This is a genomic window from Streptomyces sp. NPDC006294, assembly GCF_042870895.1.
In the GTDB taxonomy this organism is placed as follows: Bacteria; Actinomycetota; Actinomycetes; order Streptomycetales; family Streptomycetaceae; genus Streptomyces.
Map to the genome: position 1 here is coordinate 191,429 of NZ_JBIAHV010000002.1, position 14,134 is coordinate 205,562.

Below are 14,134 nucleotides of genomic sequence, written 5' to 3' on the forward strand. Positions count from 1 at the left end.
ATACCCCCCGCCCGTAGTTCACTGGGCTCGACCGAGCGACGGACCGGACGCATCCGCACGGAAGGGCACCGACATGGGGGCTGGGCACGACCACGGGCACGGCGGCCCGCCGCCGACGGGCACCGCCGCCGCGGCCCACCAGGGCCGGCTGCGAATCGCCCTGACGATCACGCTCGGCGTGATGGTGCTGGAGATCGTCGGCGGAGTGCTCGCGGACTCGCTCGCCCTGATCGCGGACGCCGCCCACATGGCGACGGACGCGGTGGGGCTCGCGCTGGCCCTGCTGGCGATCCACTTCGCCAACCGGCCCGCCGGGCTGAACCGCACCTACGGCTTCGCCCGTGCCGAGATCCTCGCGGCGCTCGCCAACTGTCTGCTGCTCCTCGGCGTCGGCGGCTTTCTGCTCTTCGAGGCGGTGGAGCGCTTCATCGAGCCCGCGCAGACCCGGGGCGGTCTGACCGTCGTCTTCGCGCTCGTCGGCCTGGCGGCGAACATGGTGTCGCTGACCCTGCTGATGCGGGGGCAGAAGGAGAGCCTCAATGTGCGGGGCGCGTATCTGGAGGTGCTGGCCGACGCGCTCGGCTCGGTGACCGTGCTGGTCTCCGCGGCGGTCATCCTGGCCACGGGCTGGCAGTACGCCGACCCGATCGCCTCCCTCGCCATCGGTCTGATGATCGTGCCGCGCACTGTGCGGCTGCTGCGGGAGACGCTGAACGTGCTGCTGGAGTCGGCCCCGAAGGGCGTCGACATGGGCGAGGTTCGCTCCCACATACTGGCGCTGCCCGGTGTCGAGGACGTGCACGACCTGCATGCCTGGACGATCACGTCCGGGATGCCGGTGCTCTCCGCGCACGTGGTCGTGAGCCAGGACCTGCTGGACTCGGTGGGGCACGAGAAGATGCTGCACGATCTGCAGGGCTGTCTGGGCGCGCACTTCGACGTGGAGCACTGCACTTTCCAGCTGGAGCCCGTCGGTCACGCGGAGCACGAGGCGAAGCTCTGCCATTGACCGAAGCCCGTCACGCGGCGGCCGGGCCGCTGCTAGGGTTCCTGCGCGGGACGCGGACGTCCCGCCACCCTTCGGAGCGTCTCGAGAGGATGAGGTTGATGACCGTCGCCGTGGAGTCCCCCTGCGCCAAGCGGCGTGGTGGTACTCCCAGCCCTGCGCACACTCGGTCCTTCCTCTTCCTCCGGGCTCCCGTCCGGCCCTGACCCGACCCGGTCCGGTCTCCCCGGTCCTGCGGTCGCGCCGTCGGCCGGAGCCCTCGCGAACAAGGGTTGCACGTTGTCCGACAACGCTTTGCACGACGCTTTCTTCGCCCTGCACCACGGTCTGCCGCGGCAGGGCCCCGGTTCCGACGACACCTCCGCCCGGCTGCTCGCCATGGCCGGTCCGCTGCCCGCGCGTCCGCGGGTGCTCGACCTGGGCTGCGGGCCCGGCCGCAGCGCCCTGCTGCTCGCCGAACGGGCGGGCGCCCGGGTGACGGCGGTCGATCTGCACGAACCGTTCCTCGGCGAACTGCGGCACAGCGCCGAGGCGCGCGGTCTCGGTGACGCGATCCGCACCGTACGCGCCGACATGGGCGCGCTCGACCTCCCCGACGGCTCCTTCGACGCCGTGTGGGCGGAGAGTTCCGCGTACAGCATCGGTTTCGACACCGCCCTCGAGCGGTGGCGCCGGCTGCTCGCCCCCGGCGGCAGTCTGGTGGTCACCGAGTGCGAGTGGACGGCCGCCCCCTCGGCGGCGGCCCGGGCCTTCTGGGACCGGCACTACCGGCTCCGCACGACCGCGCGGAACTGCGCGGCGGCCGTCGCCGCGGGCTACCGGATCGCCGGGCTGTACCGGCAGCCGCCGAGCGACTGGGACGAGTACTACGGCCCGCTGGCCGAGCGGGCCGACGCCGCCGACCCCGGCGTCCCGGGGATGGCGGAGGCCCTGGCGGCGACCCGCGAGGAGATCGCCGTACGCCGGGAGCACGGCGACGAGTTCGGCTACACCGGCTATGTGCTGCGTCCCGCCGACCCCCGCTGGCCGACCCGCCCCGAGACCGCGCAGGACGTCCCGGCGGTGCGCGCCGTCAACGCCGCCGCGTTCCCCACCGCCGCCGAGGCGGGCCTGGTGGACGCGCTCCGCCAGGACGAAGAGGCGTGGCTGCCGGGGCTGTCGTACGTCGCGGAGGCGCCGGACGGGTCGGTGGCCGCGTACGCGCTGCTCACCCGGTGCCGGATCGGCGGCGCGCCGGCGCTGGCCCTCGCGCCGGTGGCGACCGCGCCGCGCCACCAGCGGCAGGGCGCGGGCCGGGCGGTGGTCCGCGCGGTGCTGGACGCGGCACGGGTGCGCGGCGAGGGACCGGTCGTCGTCCTCGGGCACCCGGAGTACTACCCGGCCTTCGGTTTCGAGGTCGCCGCGAAGCACGGGGTCAGGACATCTTTCGAGGTACCGGAGGAGGCTCTGATGGTGTTGGCGCTCGACGGCAGCCGGGAGGTGCCGCAGGGCACGATCCGTTATCCGGCCGCCTTCGGCGTCTGACGGCCGTCGGCCCCGCCGCGTACGCGCGCGGCGGGGCGGACATGCCAGACGGCCACCGAAGTACGGACAAGCCGCTTTTGTACGGCAGACTGAGCGGAGCCCAGGGCCCTTCCACCGGAAGGCCGCAGGGCCGAGGACCGATGCGAAGGACGGTTATGCCGATCACACCAGCCACCGCGGCGACCAGTGCGTCGAACGGCACATCACCAGCGATCCTGCTCGAGCTGGTCGACGAGGAGGGCAACACCGTCGGCACGGCGGAGAAGCTCGCCGCCCACCAGCCGCCCGGTCAGCTGCACCGCGCGTTCTCGGTGTTCCTCTTCGACGAGCTGGGCCGGCTGCTGCTGCAGCGCCGGGCGCTCGGCAAGTACCACTCCCCCGGCGTCTGGTCGAACTCCTGCTGCGGCCACCCGTATCCGGGTGAGGCGCCGTTCGCCGCGGCGGCCCGGCGGACGTACGAGGAGCTGGGCGTGTCGCCCTCGCTGCTCGCCGAGGCGGGCACGGTCCGCTACAACCACCCGGATCCGGGATCGGGGCTGGTCGAGCAGGAGTTCAACCATCTCTTCGTCGGGATGGTGCAGTCCCCGCTGCGGCCGGACCCCGACGAGATCGGGGAGACGGCGTTCGTGACGCCGGACGAACTGACCGAGCTGCACGGCTCCGCGCCGTTCTCCGCCTGGTTCATGACGGTGCTGGACGCGGTCAGGCCCGCGGTCAGGGAACTGACGGGGCCGGCCGGCTGGTAGCCCTTGCGTCCGGCGGCGCTGCGCCCGCGGCGCCGCCGGACGTCGTGTCAGAGGGCCGCCGCGTCGCCCTGGACCTGCGGCACCAGCGGCAGTTCCGCCCAGATGATCTTGCCGCCGCTCGCGGTGTGCTCGACGTCGCAGACGCCCCCGGCCTCCCGGGTGATCTCACGGACCAGCAGCAGGCCGCGGCCGCCCGTCCGGGCGGAGTCGGTCTCGAGGGCCTTGGGCCGGTAGGGGTGGTTGTCCTCGACGGAGACCCGCACCCGGTGCGCGCCGATGGCGACCTCCACGGCCACCTCCGGCGAGAGCAGGGCCGCGTGCCGCACGGTGTTGGTGACCAGTTCGGAGACGATCAGCAGCAGGCCCTGCATCACGTCGTCGGCGACCGGCACGCCCTGGCGGGCGAGCAGGTCCCGCACGGCGTGCCGGGCCTGGGGGACGGACACGTCGAGGGCCGGCGCGGTGAACCGCCAGACGCCCTCGTACGACAGCGGCCGGGCGGGCACGCTCCCGCGGCTCTCCATAGTCCGGCACCCACCTTCGGCTCGTCCCACTGACCTTCGGGTAACAAGTGTTGGTAGTGCGGTGGTCCGTGCCGCACCCCTGATCGGAAGTGCACGGTTATCGGCTCTATTTGACTGAACGCGTATGACAGGGTCAGATGTGTGACTGCTCGGAACCGTCTTCTGCCCACTTGGTCAGGGCGATCGTTTCAGCACTCTTATTCAGGTTTCACATCGCCCGTGGCTTCCGCGGCCCGCCCCCTCCTTGATCACCCGCCGGGGCGCTGCGGATAGCATCCGCCGCATGGAGTCCCCGAACGCCGGCCCGCCCCGGCTGACGCACACCGTCGCGGACGGCGTCGCCACCGTCGTCATCAGCAACCCCGCCAAGCGCAACGCCATGACCGCCGGCATGTGGCAGGCACTGCCGGACCTGCTCGAAGGACTGGCGGCGGAACGCGCCGTACGGGCACTGGTGCTGACCGGCGAGGGCGAGACGTTCTGCGCGGGCGCGGACATCTCCTCGCTGCGGGAGCCGGGCCAGGACCCGCAGTCGCTGGCGGTTCGCGCCGAGGAGGCGCTCGCGGCGTTCCCCAAGCCGACGCTCGCCGTGGTGCGCGGCTACTGCGTGGGCGGCGGCTGCCAGCTCGCCGCGGCCTGCGACCTGCGGTTCGCGGAGCAGGACGCGCTGTTCGGCGTGACACCGGCGAAGCTCGGCATCGTCTACCCGGCGGCCTCGACCCGCCGGCTCACCGCGCTGGTCGGCCCGGCGGCCGCCAAGTACCTGCTGTTCTCCGGCGAGTTGATCGACACGGAGCGGGCGCTGCGGACCGGGCTGGTCGACGAGGTGCTGCCGGCGGACGAACTGGGCCGCCAGGCCGCCGAGTTCACCCGGGTCCTGGTGGCGCGCTCGCAGCTCACGCAGTGCGCGGCCAAGGAGTACGCCGCCGGACGCACGGACCGGGACGCGTACTGGGCCGGGCAGGCACGCGGCAGCGGCGACACCGCGGAGGGGGTCGCCGCCTTCCTGGAGCGGCGCGCGCCGCGCTTCGAATGGACGCCTACCGCAGAATGAAACGGCTCCCGGCGCGGAACTCCTCCACCAGGTCCGCCGGAGCCTTCTCCGGCGACCCCGCGTCGTAGGGCGGCCGGGGATCGTACTCGGTGAGCAGCTGCACGGCCTGGGCGTGCCGGTCGCCGGCCAGCCTGCCGACCAGCGTGAGGCCCATGTCGATGCCGGACGAGACTCCGGCGGCCGTGACGTACTTGCCGTCGGTGACGACCCGGCGGCCGGTCGGCTCGGCGCCCAGCCGCTTCAGTTCGTCCAGGGCGAGCCAGTGCGAGGTCGCCGCACGGCCCTTCAGCAGTCCGGCGGCGGCGAGCAGCAGCGAGCCGGTGCACACCGAAGTGGTCCAGGTGCTGGTCGCGTCCACGGCGCGCAGCCACCCCAGCAGCGCCTCGTTGTCCATCTGGGCGTCCTGGCCGGGGCCGCCGGGGACGACGACGATGTCCGGTGCGGTCGTCCCGGCCAAGGTCCTGCCGGCCACGAGGGACAGATCGCCGCGGTCGTTCGTCACCGGGCCAATCCGCTCGGCGACGAACACGACCTCGCTGTCGGGCAGGCGGCACAGCATTTCGTAGGGGCCGACGGCGTCCAGCGCCGTGAAGCGGTCGAAGAGCGGGATCGCGATCCGGGTGGTCACGTGGGTGTCCCTTCTATTGAGGTTGCGTGGGGCCGCGGAAGCGGCGGCGGTACTCGGCCGGCGCGACGCCGAGGGACTTCAGGAACGCCCTGCGCATGGCCTCGGTGGTGCCGTAGCCGCAGGCGCGGGAGATCTTCGTGACCCCGTCGGCCGTGTCCTCGAGGAGCCGTCTGGCGTGTTCGAGCCGCACCCGCTCGACGTAGCGCCCCGGTGTCGTACCCGTCTCCGCCTGGAAGGCGCGGGCGAAATGGCGCGGGGACAGGCCCGCGCGGGCGGCGAGCGACTCGACGGACAGGTCCGCCTCGGGGTGCCGCGCGACCCAGTGCTGCACCTCGCGCAGCGGTTCACGGGAGGCCGTCTGGGCCGCGAGCTGGGCGCTGAACTGCGACTGGTTGCCGGGGCGGCGCAGGAAGACGACGAGATTGCGGGCCACGTCGAGGGCGACGTCCCTGCCCAGGTCCTCCTCCACCAGGGCCAGTGCCAGGTCGATCCCCGCCGTGACACCGGCGGAGGTGGATACCCGGCCGTCCCGTACGAAGATCGGGTCCGGCTCGACCTCGACGTCCGGATAGGCGGCGGCGAGGTGGCCGCAGACGCGCCAGTGGGTGGTGGCCCGGTGTCCGTCGAGCAGTCCCGCCTCGGCGAGGAGCAGGGCCCCGGTGCAGACGGAGACCAGCCGCCCGGCGCGCGGGGCGCGGTCGCGCAGCCAGTCGATCAGGAGCGGGTCGGGGCGGCGGGTGCCCTCGCCGCCGGGCACGAGGAGCGTGTGCGGGGCGGGCGCGTCCGGGAGACCGCCGTCGGGCACCAGGGTGAGGCCGCTGGAGGTCCGTACCGGCGAACCGTCGAGCGAGGCGGTACGGATCCGGTATGCGGACCGGTCGCCGTGGCTGCGGCCGGCTCCCTCGAAGACTTCGATGGGGCCGGTCACATCCAGGCTCTGCACGCCGTCGAAGAGGACGACGAGCAGCGTTCGCTCCGTCATGGCCCTCATCCTCAGCGGCCCGGCGCATGGCCGCAATGACGAGTACCCCACCTTTCCTGCCATGCCCGCTCGCGCGGAGACCCGGCCCTTCCCGGCGTACCAACCAGTCGGTAACGTGCCGGGCATGAGCCCTCTGCACCCGCGCGCGGGACGCCGCTGCCACAACGTCGTCAACCCGCTGCACTCCACGGTCTACTTCTCGCCCGACTTCACCGGCGAACTCGGCAGGCTCGGCATCGAGGACCCGAACGCCGCGTACTTCGCGGGTCGCGGCGCCGCGATGGGAGCGGTCGGGGCGGGCGCGGTGGCCGCCGCGTTCTACAACTTCAGCCACGAGCTGATCGCCAAGCACCTGCCGGCCGTATGGGACACCGCCTCGCCGCAGACGGTGCTCGACGCACGGCTGCGCGCCGCCGACAGCACGCTGCGGCGGCTGCTCGGGAACGACGCGGTCACCTCCCCCGACATGGCGGAGGCCGCCGCTCTCGCCCTGCGCGCGGCCGAGGCGTGCACCCGGCACGCCCGCCCCCTGTACGCGGCCCACGCGGACCTGCCCGTGCCTGAGGAGCCGCACCTGGCGTACTGGCACGCCGCTACGCTGCTGCGCGAGCACCGCGGCGACGGCCATCTCGCGGCACTGCTGGCGGCCGGGCTCGACCCGCTCGAGGCGCTGGTGAGCCACACCGCGACGGGCAAAGGCATGGCCCCGCGCTGGATCCTCACCACCCGCGGCTGGGACCGGGCCGACTGGGAGGCGGCGCAGACGCGGCTGCGGGAGCGCGGCCTGCTGGACGCGGAGGGCGAGTTGACCGAGGCGGGCGCCGCGCTGCGGGCCGAGGTCGAGGAGCACACGGACCGCCTGGACCGCGCACCGTACGAGCACCTGGGCGCGGACGGCGTCGAGCGCCTGACCGAACTGGGCCGCGGCTTCCTGACGACCGCGGCGCTGGCAGGCGCGTTCCCCCCGGACCTGGTGGGCAAGGGCTGATCCGGGCTTCGCCGGGGCGCTCGTTCCTGCCGGGGCCGCGCGCACCCGCCGGGGTCGCTCGCACCCGCCCACCGGCGGGGGCGAAACGGCCGCCCCGGGGACAGGGGACGCGCAGGGAGCGTGTTCGTGCTCCGGTCCATAGCCGACGCTCTCCGTATGGTCGGCTCGGCGATCGCCACCGTCGTGACGCTGCCCTTCCGGCTCCTCGCCCGCCTCTTCGGCGGCGCCTCGCACAGCGCGTCACGCGCCGGCGGAACACGGCGTGTCTGAGGCACCCGACACGGACCCGGACCCGCCGGGCCGCGCCCAGGGCGGCGACACGGACCGGGCCACGCCCGAGAGCGTGACCCGGTCCGCCACCCGCCCAGGGGCACGGCACAATGCTCACTCATGCACAGCGAGCACGAGAAGGCGAGTCGGACAACCGTGACGACGTCCATCGAAGGCAGGATCGCCGAGGAGCTCGGCGTACGCGAGCGGCAGGTGAAGGCGGCCGTCGAGCTGCTCGACGGCGGGTCGACCGTCCCGTTCATCGCGCGCTACCGCAAGGAAGCGACCGAGATGCTCGACGACGCGCAGCTGCGCACGCTCGAGGAACGGCTGCGCTACCTCCGGGAACTGGAGGAACGGCGGACCGCGATCCTGGACTCGGTGCACGAGCAGGGCAAGCTCGACGACGAGCTGGCGGCCCGGATCCGGGCCGCCGACACGAAGGCGCGGCTCGAGGACATCTATCTGCCGTTCAAGCCCAAGCGGCGCACCAAGGCGCAGATCGCGCGCGAGGCGGGCCTGGAGCCGCTGGCGCAGGGCCTGCTGGCCGACCCGTCGGGCGAACCGCTCGCCGCCGCGGAGGCGTTCGTCGACGCCAGGAAGGGTGTCGCGGACGCGCCCGCCGCGCTGGAGGGCGCGCGGGCCATTCTGGCGGAGCGTTTCTCCGAGGACGCGGACCTGATCGGTGAGCTCCGCGAGCGGATGTGGACCCGCGGCCGGCTCACGGCGAAGGTGCGGGACGGCAAGGAGGAGGCGGGCGCGAAGTTCGCCGACTACTTCGACTTCTCCCAGCCCTTCACGGAGATGCCCTCGCACCGCGTCCTCGCGATGCTCCGCGGCGAGAAGGAAGAGGTCCTGGACCTCGTGCTGGAACCGGAGGAGCCGGTCGAGGGCCCCTCCTCGTACGAGGGGATCGTCGCGGCCCGTTTCGGTGTGTCCCAGCAGGGCCGGCCCGGCGACAAGTGGCTGGCCGACACCGTGCGCTGGGCCTGGCGGACCCGGATTCTGGTGCATCTCGGCATCGACCTGCGGCTGCGGCTGCGCACGGCGGCCGAGGACGAGGCGGTACGGGTCTTCGCGGCGAACCTGCGGGACCTGCTGCTCGCCGCCCCGGCCGGCACCCGCGCCACGCTCGGGCTCGACCCCGGTTTCCGTACCGGTGTGAAGGTCGCGGTGGTCGACGCGACCGGCAAGGTCGTGGCGACCGACACGATCTATCCGCACGTCCCCGCCAACAAGTGGGACGCCTCGCTCGGGACGCTGGCGCGCCTGGCGAAGGAGCACGCGGTCGAGCTGATCGCGATCGGCAACGGCACGGCCTCCCGTGAGACGGACAAGCTCGCCGGCGATCTCATCACCCGGCACCCGGAGCTGGGCCTGACGAAGGTGATGGTCTCGGAGGCGGGCGCGTCGGTGTACTCGGCCTCCGCGTTCGCCTCGCAGGAGCTGCCCGGCCTGGACGTCTCGCTGCGCGGCGCCGTGTCGATCGCGCGCCGGCTGCAGGACCCGCTCGCCGAACTGGTCAAGATCGACCCGAAGTCCATCGGTGTCGGCCAGTACCAGCACGACCTGTCCGAGCTGAAGCTGTCGCGCTCGCTCGACGCGGTGGTCGAGGACTGTGTGAACGGGGTCGGCGTCGACGTCAACACGGCCTCCGCGCCGCTGCTCTCGCGGGTCTCCGGCATCGGCGCCGGCCTCGCGGAGAACATCGTCACCCACCGCGACACCAACGGCCCGTTCCGTTCCCGCAGGGCGCTCAAGGACGTGGCGCGCCTCGGCCCGAAGGCGTACGAGCAGTGCGCGGGCTTCCTGCGCATCCGCGGCGGTGACGACCCGCTGGACGCGTCGAGCGTCCACCCGGAGGCGTACCCGGTGGTGCGTCGGATGGTGAAGTCCGGCGGTGGCGAGGTGGCCTCGCTCATCGGCAACACCGCGGTGCTGCGGTCGCTGCGGCCCGCGGACTTCGTGGACGAGACCTTCGGTCTGCCGACCGTGACGGACATCCTGCGCGAGCTGGAGAAGCCGGGGCGCGACCCGCGTCCGGCGTTCCGGACGGCCACCTTCAAGGAGGGCGTCGAGAAGCTCGGCGACCTGGCGCCGGGGATGGTGCTGGAGGGCGTCGTCACGAACGTGGCGGCGTTCGGGGCGTTCGTGGACGTCGGTGTCCACCAGGACGGTCTGGTGCATGTGTCCGCGATGTCGAAGACGTTCGTCAAGGATCCGCGGGACGTGGTCAAGCCGGGCGACGTGGTGAAGGTGAAGGTCGTCGAGGTCGACATCCCGCGGAAGCGGATCTCGCTGACGCTGCGGCTGGACGACGAGGCGACGGCGGCCGAGGCGCCGCAGCGGGAGCGCGGCGGCCGGCCGCCGCAGCAGCGCCAGGGCGGTGGCGGCGGTGGCGGTGGCGGTGGCGGTGGCGGTGGCCGCGAACGCCGGGGTGGCGGCGGTGGCGACCGGCGCGGCGCGGCGCGTCAGGCCCCGGCCCCCTCCAACAGCGCGATGGCGGACGCCCTGCGCAAGGCGGGCCTGGTGGACCCCAAGAACCGCTGACAGCAACATGACTCCCGGGCCGGCTCCCCGGCCCGGGGGTCGTGCGTCAGAGCTCGGTCACCTTGCCGTCCGCCACCTCGATGCGGCGGGTGACCCGGACGGCGTCCAGCATCCGGCGGTCGTGGGTGACCAGCAGCAGCGTGCCCGTGTACGAGTCGAGCGCCGACTCGAGCTGTTCGATGGCGACCAGGTCGAGATGGTTGGTCGGCTCGTCCAGCACGAGCAGATTGACGCCCCGGCCCTGGAGCAGGGCGAGCGCGGCGCGGGTCCGCTCCCCCGGCGAGAGGGTCGTCGCGGGGCGCAGCACATGCTCGGCCTTGAGCCCGAACTTGGCCAGCAGGGTGCGTACTTCGGCCGGTTCGGTGTCGGGGACGGCCGCGCAGAAGGCGTCCAGCAGGGTCTCGTCGCCGTAGAACAGGCGGCGGGCCTGGTCGACCTCGCCGACGACGACACCCGAGCCGAGCGCGGCGTGTCCCTCGTCGAGAGTGAGCCGGCCGAGCAGCGCGGCCAGCAGCGTCGACTTGCCCGCGCCGTTGGCGCCGGTGATGGCCACCCGGTCCGCCCAGTCGATCTGCAGTGACGCGGGCCCGAAGCGGAAGCCGCCGCGCCGGACCTCCGCCTCGCGAAGGGTGGCCACCACCGAGCCGGAGCGCGGGGCGGCGGCGATCTCCATCCGCAGCTCCCACTCCTTGCGGGGCTCGTCCACGGCGTCGAGCCGCTCGATCATGCGCTGCGTCTGGCGCGCCTTGGCGGCCTGCTTCTCGCTCGCCTCGCTGCGCAGCTTGCGGCCGATCTTGTCGTTGTCGGTGGCCTTGCGGCGGGCGTTCTTCACGCCCTTGTCCATCCAGTTGCGCTGCATCTGGGCACGGCCTTCGAGCGCGGCCTTCTTGTCGGCGAACTCGTCGTACTCCTCGCGGGCGTGGCGGCGGGCCCGCTCGCGCTCTTCCAGGTACGCCTGGTAGCCGCCGCCGTAGAGGGTGATCTGCTGCTGCGCGAGGTCCAGTTCGAGGACCTTGGTGACGGTCCGGGTGAGGAACTCGCGGTCGTGGCTGACGACGACCGTGCCGGCGCGCAGGCCCTGGACGAAGCTCTCGAGGCGTTCGAGGCCGTCCAGGTCGAGGTCGTTGGTGGGCTCGTCGAGCAGGAAGACGTCGTAGCGGGACAGCAGCAGCGAGGCGAGCCCGGCGCGGGCGGCCTGGCCGCCGGACAGGGATGTCATCGGCGCGTCGAGGCCGACGGCGAGGCCGAGCGAGGCGGCGACCTCCTCGGCGCGCTCGTCCAGGTCGGCGCCGCCGAGGTCCAGCCAGCGCTCCAGGCCGACGGCGTAGGCGTCGTCCGCTCCCGCGACGCCGTCGGCCAGCCCCTGGGCGGCGGTGTCCATGGCGATCTGGGCGGCCGCGACGCCGGTGCGGCGAGCCAGGAAGTCCCGTACGGTCTCCCCCTCGCGGCGCTCCGGCTCCTGCGGGAGATGGCCGACGCTCGCGGTCGGCGGGGAGAGCCGCAGCTCGCCCTGTTCCGGCCGGTCGAGGCCGGCGAGCAGCCGCAGCAGTGTGGACTTGCCCGCGCCGTTGACGCCGACGAGACCGATCACGTCGCCGGGGGCGACGACGAGGTCGAGCCCGGTGAACAGCGAGCGGTCGCCGTGGGCGGCGGCGAGGTCCTTGGCGACGAGGGTTGCAGTCATCAGGGGGTGCATTCTAAGGCTTGCCGGCCGGGCCGGTCCGGGGCGGCCCGTGTGGGGCCGCGGCCGGCGCGGGACGCCGGTGTGCGCGTCGGCTCCGGACGCCTGCCGGGCGGTGCGCTGCTGGTCCACAACTACGGGCACGGCGGGGCCGGCATCACGGTGGCGTGGGGGTGCGCCGGGGGCAGCGGCCGCCCTGGTCGGGGTGACGGCCCCGCCGGGGTGACGGCCCGCCGGGCGGGGGGCGCGGGGCCGCCGCCGACGACGCGCGGCACCAGCCCCGGACGACCTGCGGACGACCTCCCGTCAGCCCGGCTCCGGTCCGTCCTTGCGGGTCTGCGTGCCCGGGTCCGCCTCCGGCGGGATCTCCGGCTCCTCGACGGGGATCTGCCCCGCCTCGGGGCCCAAGCCCGGACCGATCCGGATCTCGAACTCGCCGGCGTACTTCTCGTGACCCGCGATCACCGCCGACTCCACCGCCTCCTCCGCGATCTCGCCACGGACGATCAGCGGGTCCTGGCGCAGGTCGCGCATGAGCGCCAGGCACATGCCGATCATCACCAGTACGAAGGGGGCCGCGACCAGGATCGTCAGCTGCTGCAGACCCGCGAGGGCGTCGCCCTTGCCCTCGCCGACGAGCAGCATGACGGCCGCCACGGCCCCGGTCACCACGCCCCAGAAGATGACGACGAGCCGCGCCGGTTCGAAGGTGCCCTTCTGGGAGAGCGTGCCCATCACGATCGAGGCCGCGTCCGCGCCGGACACGAAGAAGATGCCGACGAGGATCATCACCAGGAGGCTCATCACCCCGGCGATCGGGAACTCCTGCAGCACACCGAAGAGCTGGCCCTCCGGCGTGGTCTCGCCGCCCAGTTCGCCGCGCTCCTCGAGCTTCATGGCCGTGCCGCCGAAGATGGCGAACCAGATCAGGCTGACCGTGCTCGGCACCAGGATGACGCCGCCGACGAACTGACGGATCGTACGGCCGCGGCTGATCCGCGCGATGAACATGCCGACGAACGGCGTCCACGAGATCCACCACGCCCAGTAGAAGACCGTCCAGCCGCTCAGCCACTCCGCGACGTCGCCGCCGCCCGTCGCCGCCTCCGTACGGCCGGCCAGCTGCGGCAGCTCACCGAAGTACGCGGCGAGCGACGTGGGAATGAGGTCGAGCACCAGGATGGTCGGCCCGGCGATGAAGACGAACAGGACGAGGATCACCGCCAGCACCATGTTGGTGTTGGACAGCCACTGGATGCCGCGCTCGACGCCGGAGACGGCCGAGACCACGAAACACACCGTCAGGACCGCGATGATGGCGATGAGCAGGCCCGTGCCCGCCCGTTCCATCCAGCCCAGTTCGCGGAATCCGCTGCCGATCTGCAGAGCGCCGAGCCCCAGTGACGTCGCGGACCCGAACAGCGTGGCGAAGATCGCGAGGATGTCGATCACCTTGCCCGGCGTGCCCGCGGCCCGCTCCTCGCCGATCAGGGGCGTGAAGACGGCGCTGATGTTCTGCCGCCGGCGGCGCCGGAACGTGCTGTAGGCGATGGCGAGTCCGACGACCGCGTAGATGGCCCACGGGTGCAGCGTCCAGTGGAAGAGCGTGGTGGCCAGGGCGGTCTGCATGGCGTCCGCGGAGTCGATCGGCATGGTGCCCGGCGGAGGCTCCGTGTAGTGCGCCAGCGGTTCGCTGACCCCGTAGAACATCAGCCCGATGCCCATGCCCGCGCTGAACATCATCGCGACCCACGAGATCGTGCGGAACTCCGGCCCCTCGTGCTCCTGTCCGAGCGGGATGCGGCCGTAGCGGCTGACGGCCAGCCAGAGCGCGAAGACGACGAAGCCCGAGGCGGCCAGGACGAACCCCCAACCGCCGTGGTGCATCAGGCCGCTGAGCAGGCTGTCGGAGGTGCTCTCCAGCGTCTCCGTGAACAGCGAACCCCAGAACACGAAGGCGAGGGTGAGAACCGCCGCGACGCCGAACACCACCCGGTCCGTGACGGGTGGACTGTCCTCGTGCGGATGGCGGCCGGGCAGCGCGGCCTTCACCGGATACCACAGCCGTTTGCCCGGCTTCTGTGGCTTCTGTACTTCGTGCGACACGGAGGCACCTTTCAGGGATACGCGGAGCCTGAATTCACTCCCCGGTACCCCCTACCACAAGAGTCACACTCGCCC

Annotated in this window: 12 protein-coding genes and 1 pseudogene; 8 read left to right on the forward strand and 5 right to left on the reverse strand. The window is 72.9% G+C overall.

Translation table 11 applies throughout. The features are described 5' to 3' along the window. The first annotated feature begins 73 nt into the window (after positions 1 to 73). From ACFYOP_RS03820 to idi, 3 genes are all read left to right on the forward strand, one after another. Positions 74 to 1,009: a cation diffusion facilitator family transporter gene (locus tag ACFYOP_RS03820; protein WP_356890822.1), complete on the forward strand. Its 936-nt coding sequence runs from the start codon at positions 74 to 76 to the stop codon at positions 1,007 to 1,009. A 276-nt stretch (positions 1,010 to 1,285) separates the two neighbouring features. Further along, positions 1,286 to 2,530, forward strand: coding sequence for a bifunctional class I SAM-dependent methyltransferase/N-acetyltransferase (locus tag ACFYOP_RS03825; protein WP_356890820.1), 1,245 nt, complete (start codon positions 1,286 to 1,288; stop codon positions 2,528 to 2,530). A 155-nt stretch (positions 2,531 to 2,685) separates the two neighbouring features. After that, entirely contained in the window at positions 2,686 to 3,276 is a 591-nt protein-coding gene (idi, locus tag ACFYOP_RS03830) for an isopentenyl-diphosphate Delta-isomerase (RefSeq protein ID WP_356890818.1), read from the forward strand. Positions 3,277 to 3,323: 47 nt separating this feature from the next. Here idi and ACFYOP_RS03835 read toward each other — a convergent pair whose 3' ends face one another. Next, on the reverse strand, positions 3,324 to 3,800 hold the full coding sequence (locus ACFYOP_RS03835) for an ATP-binding protein (RefSeq protein ID WP_356890816.1): 477 nt from the start codon (positions 3,798 to 3,800) through the stop codon (positions 3,324 to 3,326). A 283-nt stretch (positions 3,801 to 4,083) separates the two neighbouring features. Between ACFYOP_RS03835 and ACFYOP_RS03840 the strand changes: the two genes are divergently transcribed. After that, the gene (locus ACFYOP_RS03840; protein WP_356890814.1) at positions 4,084 to 4,854 is read left to right on the forward strand and encodes an enoyl-CoA hydratase/isomerase family protein; all 771 of its coding nucleotides are present in this window, start codon (positions 4,084 to 4,086) and stop codon (positions 4,852 to 4,854) included. On the opposite strand, the gene ACFYOP_RS03845 is transcribed toward ACFYOP_RS03840, so the two are convergent. After that, positions 4,841 to 5,482: a DJ-1/PfpI family protein gene (locus ACFYOP_RS03845; RefSeq protein WP_356890812.1), complete on the reverse strand. Its 642-nt coding sequence runs from the start codon at positions 5,480 to 5,482 to the stop codon at positions 4,841 to 4,843. The genes ACFYOP_RS03840 and ACFYOP_RS03845 overlap by 14 nt on opposite strands. Before the next feature lie 13 nt (positions 5,483 to 5,495). Further along, positions 5,496 to 6,464 carry a GlxA family transcriptional regulator gene (locus tag ACFYOP_RS03850; protein WP_356890810.1) on the reverse strand — a complete coding sequence of 323 codons (969 nt, stop codon included), beginning with the start codon at positions 6,462 to 6,464 and terminating at the stop codon, positions 5,496 to 5,498. 124 nt (positions 6,465 to 6,588) lie between these two features. On the opposite strand from ACFYOP_RS03850, the gene ACFYOP_RS03855 reads away from it, so the two are divergent. From ACFYOP_RS03855 to ACFYOP_RS03865, 3 genes are all read left to right on the forward strand, one after another. Continuing rightward, positions 6,589 to 7,452: a hypothetical protein gene (locus ACFYOP_RS03855; protein ID WP_356890808.1), complete on the forward strand. Its 864-nt coding sequence runs from the start codon at positions 6,589 to 6,591 to the stop codon at positions 7,450 to 7,452. A 126-nt stretch (positions 7,453 to 7,578) separates the two neighbouring features. Beyond that, a complete protein-coding gene (locus tag ACFYOP_RS03860; protein ID WP_356890806.1) occupies positions 7,579 to 7,722 on the forward strand; it encodes an LPFR motif small protein in 144 nt (47 codons plus the stop codon). 120 nt (positions 7,723 to 7,842) lie between these two features. After that, the gene (locus ACFYOP_RS03865) at positions 7,843 to 10,272 is read left to right on the forward strand and encodes a Tex family protein (protein WP_356890804.1); all 2,430 of its coding nucleotides are present in this window, start codon (positions 7,843 to 7,845) and stop codon (positions 10,270 to 10,272) included. A gap of 46 nt (positions 10,273 to 10,318) precedes the next feature. Here ACFYOP_RS03865 and ACFYOP_RS03870 read toward each other — a convergent pair whose 3' ends face one another. Continuing rightward, positions 10,319 to 11,956, reverse strand: a complete 1,638-nt coding sequence (locus ACFYOP_RS03870) for an ABC-F family ATP-binding cassette domain-containing protein (protein ID WP_356890802.1) — start codon at positions 11,954 to 11,956, stop codon at positions 10,319 to 10,321. A 42-nt stretch (positions 11,957 to 11,998) separates the two neighbouring features. Between ACFYOP_RS03870 and ACFYOP_RS03875 the strand changes: the two are divergent. Beyond that, positions 11,999 to 12,179, forward strand: a pseudogene (locus ACFYOP_RS03875) (hypothetical protein); the annotation flags it as partial. An 80-nt stretch (positions 12,180 to 12,259) separates the two neighbouring features. On the opposite strand, the gene ACFYOP_RS03880 reads toward ACFYOP_RS03875, so the two are convergent. After that, complete coding sequence (locus ACFYOP_RS03880; RefSeq protein ID WP_388450784.1) at positions 12,260 to 14,059, reverse strand: BCCT family transporter; 1,800 nt, start codon at positions 14,057 to 14,059, stop codon at positions 12,260 to 12,262. Positions 14,060 to 14,134 lie beyond the last annotated feature (75 nt).

What these genes read in the sequence shown, in the direction of transcription:
- idi (WP_356890818.1), top strand. Translation starts at nt 2,686, where the DNA reads ATGCCGATCACACCAGCCACCGCGGCGACCAGTGCGTCGAACGGCACA.
- ACFYOP_RS03840 (WP_356890814.1), top strand. Translation starts at nt 4,084, where the DNA reads ATGGAGTCCCCGAACGCCGGCCCGCCCCGGCTGACGCACACCGTCGCG.
- ACFYOP_RS03820 (WP_356890822.1), top strand. Translation starts at nt 74, where the DNA reads ATGGGGGCTGGGCACGACCACGGGCACGGCGGCCCGCCGCCGACGGGC.
- ACFYOP_RS03855 (WP_356890808.1), top strand. Translation starts at nt 6,589, where the DNA reads ATGAGCCCTCTGCACCCGCGCGCGGGACGCCGCTGCCACAACGTCGTC.
- ACFYOP_RS03865 (WP_356890804.1), top strand. Translation starts at nt 7,843, where the DNA reads ATGCACAGCGAGCACGAGAAGGCGAGTCGGACAACCGTGACGACGTCC.
- ACFYOP_RS03870 (WP_356890802.1), bottom strand. Translation starts at nt 11,956, where the DNA reads ATGACTGCAACCCTCGTCGCCAAGGACCTCGCCGCCGCCCACGGCGAC.
- ACFYOP_RS03850 (WP_356890810.1), bottom strand. Translation starts at nt 6,464, where the DNA reads ATGACGGAGCGAACGCTGCTCGTCGTCCTCTTCGACGGCGTGCAGAGC.
- ACFYOP_RS03835 (WP_356890816.1), bottom strand. Translation starts at nt 3,800, where the DNA reads ATGGAGAGCCGCGGGAGCGTGCCCGCCCGGCCGCTGTCGTACGAGGGC.